Annotated in this window: 5 protein-coding genes; 1 reads left to right on the top strand and 4 read right to left on the bottom strand. The window is 38.6% G+C overall.

Translation table 11 applies throughout. The features are described 5' to 3' along the window. A partial coding sequence (locus AC1DG9_RS22615; protein WP_477635281.1) for an SDR family NAD(P)-dependent oxidoreductase occupies positions 1 to 827 on the bottom strand: 827 nt, incomplete at its 3' end. Between the two features lie 166 nt (positions 828 to 993). Continuing rightward, on the bottom strand, positions 994 to 1,173 hold the full coding sequence (locus AC1DG9_RS22610; protein WP_068893411.1) for a histone H1: 180 nt from the start codon (positions 1,171 to 1,173) through the stop codon (positions 994 to 996). A 421-nt stretch (positions 1,174 to 1,594) separates the two neighbouring features. Here AC1DG9_RS22610 and AC1DG9_RS22605 point away from each other — a divergent pair, with 421 nt between their 5' ends. Further along, on the top strand, positions 1,595 to 2,185 hold the full coding sequence (locus AC1DG9_RS22605; RefSeq protein ID WP_288879187.1) for a DUF4142 domain-containing protein: 591 nt from the start codon (positions 1,595 to 1,597) through the stop codon (positions 2,183 to 2,185). A gap of 71 nt (positions 2,186 to 2,256) precedes the next feature. Here AC1DG9_RS22605 and AC1DG9_RS22600 read toward each other — a convergent pair whose 3' ends face one another. Next, the gene (locus AC1DG9_RS22600) at positions 2,257 to 2,631 is read right to left on the bottom strand and encodes a hypothetical protein (RefSeq protein WP_172660133.1); all 375 of its coding nucleotides are present in this window, start codon (positions 2,629 to 2,631) and stop codon (positions 2,257 to 2,259) included. A 188-nt stretch (positions 2,632 to 2,819) separates the two neighbouring features. Next, positions 2,820 to 5,399 carry a TonB-dependent receptor gene (locus tag AC1DG9_RS22595; RefSeq protein WP_172660132.1) on the bottom strand — a complete coding sequence of 860 codons (2,580 nt, stop codon included), beginning with the start codon at positions 5,397 to 5,399 and terminating at the stop codon, positions 2,820 to 2,822. Positions 5,400 to 5,462 lie beyond the last annotated feature (63 nt).

Genomic DNA, 5,462 nt, shown 5'->3' with positions numbered 1-5,462 from the left:
GTTGCACACCACAATGTAGTTGCGGCACCCTGCGGTATTGTYTTGAGCTTTTTAGCTACCTCTGGATAGATTTCGCCATTCTCGTCATGGGTTCCCATCTGCTGAAACAAAGCCATTGGGGCTACCCTTCCGAGATCTGTACCGTTTACAGAGCCAGGATGCAATGAGAAGGCACGTACGCCAAAGTATCTACCCCTATGATCCAGCTCTACAGTAAACAGGTTATTTGCCGTTTTAGATTGACCATACCCCTGCAAAGTTTCGTATTGACGATGTTCAAAGTTGGGGTCTTCAAAATCAAATGGTGCCATTTGATGTCCGAATGAAGACACATTGACCACTCTGGCGCCATTTGCCTGTTTTAATGCCGGCCAAAGTTTAGCGGTAAGCTGAAAATGTCCTAAATGGTTGGTGGCAAGCTGCGACTCATAACCGCGTAAATCGCGCTGAAGCGGCACCCACATAATGCCTGCATTGTTAATTAAAAGATGCAGCGGGCTATTGGTTTCGAGAAAATTCCTGGCAAAGGCATCAATGGATTCGGGATTCATCAGATCCAGATGTTCAACGGCAATGTTTTTTACTCCATCAAGATTTTTTTTGGCTTTAGCTACATCGCGGGCGGGGACGATTACTTTGGCCCCTGCTCTACTTAATAACTTAACTGTTTCTAAACCAATACCAGCATAGCCACCTGTTACAATAGCGATTTTTCCAGTGAGGTCGACTCCTTTAATTACATCATTGCTTGTTGATGTGGCATTAAACCCTGAACCAATGGGTTGTTGTAAAGAACGATTGTACTTGTTTGTTTCTTTTTGTTCCATCTTATTTGTTATTTATAACAACAAAATTAGATGGATATTGGCCGGTGTGTTTTGTTTAAAAGACCTAAATCTTTTGTTTTAAAGACCAATTGATCAGGAAAGTGTTTTCCACTATCCTGATCAATTGGATTGGGATGTAAATTGTATAATTTAAGATTGCAACAATCTATTTCCCTTGATTTTTCTTTTCAGTAATCTCTGTTCTGATCTCCTGGGCAAGCCCTTTAATCTCTTGTAAAGCTTTACGCACTCTGGTGCCGGCAGCACTGTTTCCAGCGTTATAAAATTTTTCTACGTCTGTCTCTACCGAGGCTACAACCTCTTTTAATTTTGCGAACTTGCTCATAATGTTTTTAAGTTAATTATTAATATTTATTAGTTTTCTGGCGTTGAATAGCTACTATTACCTATCCAACAATGTAAACATAGAAGAATAAAAATAAAGTCGCAAATAAATACTACTAAATTAGTATACTTTTTTTTATATTTGTTTATCAACAGCATTAATCGTTAAGATTATTCATGTTTTTACTTAAGGTTGAACCGTATGCTCAGTACGGTAAAAAGCGGGTTGTTTACTCATTGCAACCTGCTTTTTAAAGTTCCATGCTGCGAAGCACGAACAATACTCGTTTAATTTATATTTGGTTTTTAAAGGCTATCTGAAGAGATAGCCTTTACTTTAATCAACTAGTAAACAGACACTTTCCTAAACTTTTCAGAAAATGGGTTGTTGTTAAATATACATCTACATTTATCCAACAGCTATGAAGAATCCGATTAAACTAGCAATATTAATAACTACATGTTATGCAATTTTTATTGCGCCCAGTTCTGCGTCAGCTCAGCAAAACGATTCCATTACCGCCGATCAATTCTTACAACAAGCATCCATCAGTGGTATTAATGAAGTTTCTATGGGAAATCTGGGATTAAAAAGAGCACAAGACTCGAAAATTAAAGATTATGCTCAAGTCATTTTGAACGACCACATGGTTATTAATGCCGAGATAAAGGCTCTGGCAAAAAGAAAAAATATAAAACTACCAGATTCGATGAGCATCCCAATTAACAGCATGCAAACCAGGGTAGATACTGCCCTGAGTAGTCCATCTGTAAAACAAGCGGATACGTCTAAAAACAAAACTATAGTTGCAGATTCTGTTGAAGCGAATTTTGATTCTGGCTATATGCAAATGATGATCAAAGATCATCAGAAAGCCATTGATTTGTTTACGCAAGGAAGCCAAAACAAGGATCCCGATATACAAACATTCTGCTTAAAATATCTACCTGTTTTGAAAAGGCATTTAGATGATGCAGCGAGTATTTCTAAGGAAATGCCGCTTAAGAAATAGTAGAGATCGRCATATAAAAAAGGCCCGCCACTATAGCGAGCCTTATGATAAGCTTAATTTATTTGCGTTTATTACCTGGTGCAATCAGCTGTCCAGGTAGCTCCATTATTAGAAACTAACACTTTTAAGGTACTGGCATTAATTGAAATACCAGTTACTCCACTTCCAACACTGACATAGTTGTTATCGCCAGATTTTTCAAACTTCACTCCCTTTATATCAGGAATATTATTGCCAAAGAAAAAATTGTAAGTATCTCCGACTTTACTCACTGTAACCTTTCCTTCTGAACTGGTTATTGTGTTGTCATCTTTTTGGTAAGAGATAGATCCTCTATAGGTTCCAACAAAGAAGTCTTTGTCTGCCGGATCTGTGTCTTTCTTACAGGCGATCATAACCGTCGTAGCGATTAAAAGTAAACTGAGAATTCTCATTGTCTTTTTCATAATATGATATTTTGATGTAACAGTCCTATTACAAAGGCCATGCCAACAGTGGCATTACAGCCTTGGCAAATGGCGCGGAACGATCAAAAAATACCAAAAATTCAAATGGACAAAAAGTACTTTACGCAAAGAAAAAAGGGCTATTCAATATGGACTGCCCTTTTTTCTTTGCGTATTAAATAACAATCTTAGAACGCGTAGCGCACTGTAGCTCCATAAGTTCTAGGGTCACCAAGTACACCTGCATATAGGCCAGAGTTGCCAGCTGCAGCCTGTAACTGTTCGAAGTAATTGGTATTTCCAATATTTCTAACCCAGCCAAAAATGGAGATTTTATCTGATTTGAATCCAAGTCTTCCGTTCACTAATGTATAACCATCAACATTTAAGACTTTTGAAGGTGTTGGATTCGAAGAATATTCCGAACGATAACTAAGATCACCAGCGATAAAGAACCTACCATCTCTGGTGCCTACTTTACCAGGAGCGCTAAATTCAGCACCACCAGAAGCATTCCACTTAGATATACCTGGCAATCTTCCACCTGAAGCATCTTTAAAGGCTACTTGAGTTGCAGTACCATTAACAAGTTCTGTATGTCCTGTTTCTTCTAAAGGAAGTGGTGCATTGGTGAATTTTTTATATTTACCATCAAGGTAAGCAACAGCAGCATTTATAGACAAGAACCTTTCTAACTGATAACTTCCATCAACTTCCAAACCTTTTACATTCACTTTTTCTGCGTTTGCAAGATAACCTCTGTTTACACCTAGTTGTGGAGATTGGACGTTAGTTTGGTAATCTTTAATATCTGTATTAAAAGCTGTTACATTTACAATAGCACCTTTAAGAGGTTTTGTTTTTAAACCGAATTCATAATGCTGAACATATTCCGGTTTTACAACAGCAAGAGACAAGTCTGCTTCACCAGTACTGGTAGTTGGTAAACCTCCTACGTTCACACCAACTGGTTTATAAGCGGTAGAATAAGTTCCATAAACGTTCAACTTAGTTGTAGGGCGGTATGACAAGGTGATGTTACCAGACAAGTTATTGTTATCTGTGTTGATATTGAATTTTTGATTGGCATAAACAGCAGCTTTAAGCGCAAGCAAAGCAGGATCGGTAGTTTGAAGACCTCCATAAGTTGTTCTGTCGTAATCAACATCTTTCTTGTCGTAAGTAAACCTTAAACCAGGTAAAACGTGCAAGTGTTCTACAAACTCCCAATCGGCCTGCGCAAAAATAGCAGCACTTAAAGATTTGATAGTTGAATTGGTTTTGATACCGAAGCCATCTAACAGACCAGGTGTTGTATATCCTGCCTGAGCACCAGTTGCAGATGTTTGTACAAATCTCCATTGATCTTTACCCACCTCTTCAGTCTGCGATAAACCTTTCAAATTCTGAGCAAGTGCAAATACACCTATCACACCACTTACTTTCTCTGTGATATTTCCAGCATATCTAACCTCTTGCGAGTATTGATCATGGCGAGAGTTTCCTTGCGATTTAGTCAATGCCGACAATTCAGAGAAATCTCTGTCGTTTGTAGGATCCCAGTTCCAGAATCTCCAGGCAGTAGTAGATGTAAGTGTTCCATTTCCTATTTTATAATCCACGTTTAAAGAGATACCGCCAATTGACTGATCCTGTTTCCATGGTGTATTGGTATTGATCTTTCTTGAAAAAGGATCTATTTTAGGTTGCTCATATCCTAAATCAGAAACAATTTTGGCATACTGACGGTAAGCACTTCTTTCTGTAGCAGTTACACCAGCAATGACCAATGGGTAACCTGCCGGATGCTGAATGCTTACATCACTGCTTAACAAAATTTGTAATTTATCTGACGGGGTATAGTATAACTGGCCTTTAAACCCAAGGTTATTTTGACCACTGTATCTGCGTTCTTCGCTGGTATTAAAAATTGTACCATCTCTTTGCGTGCCTGAAATGGCCAACTTTGCGGCCAGATTTTTTGCTACTGCTCCAGAAACCGATGTTTTAGCTTGTATAAAGTTGTAATTTCCAACATTCAATTCAACTTTTGCAGTTGGAACCAGTGTTGGTTTTGTAGTGGTGATGTTGAAGGCACCTGCGGTTGTATTTTTACCAAACAAGGTACCTTGAGGGCCACGAAGGATTTCTATCTGCTCAATATCAAGAAAATCTGTAGATGTAGCAGCGGGACGTGCCTGATAAACTCCGTCTACGTAAAAACCTACCCCAGGATCAATACCGTCGTTGGTTAAACCAAATGTTGACCCTAATCCTCTGATATTAAGTGTAGTGTTTCTTGCATTTGAGGCGTATAGCTGTACAGAAGGCACCAGCTCTTTTAAACGGTTAACGTTAAAAGCTCCTGCGTTTTCGGCAGCCTGACCACCAATAACAGTAATTGCGATAGGCACATCTTGTAAAACTTCCGAACGTCTTCTTGAAGTCACAACGATTTCGTCAAGCTGTGCATTTTCAACCAGGGTTAACTCTAAAGGAGTATCCTGAAATTTCAGGATTTGAAAATCCTGGGCTTTGTAGCCTACTGAACTAATTTGAAGATAGAATGGAGGCTCTTGCTTTGTACTGATGCTGAATTCTCCTTTATCATTAGCAGATGTAGTTATTTTTGTACCTCTGATGAGCACAGTTGCATTTGGTACCGGAACGCCATTGGCACCCTTAATAACACCCGTTATTGTGCTTTGGGCAAAAGTAACGCTTGCCGTGAGTATAAGTGAAAAGAGAATAAGTAAACTTTTTTTCATGATTTTAAGATTGATTGTTTGGTTATACGCTTTGATTTTGTTTTGTTTAAAATGGTATTACTC

It is taken from the genome of Pedobacter sp. 05L430 (genome assembly GCF_056397585.1).
The sequence above is the reverse complement of the archived record's forward strand: the minus strand, read 5'-3'. Positions and strand labels throughout refer to the sequence as shown.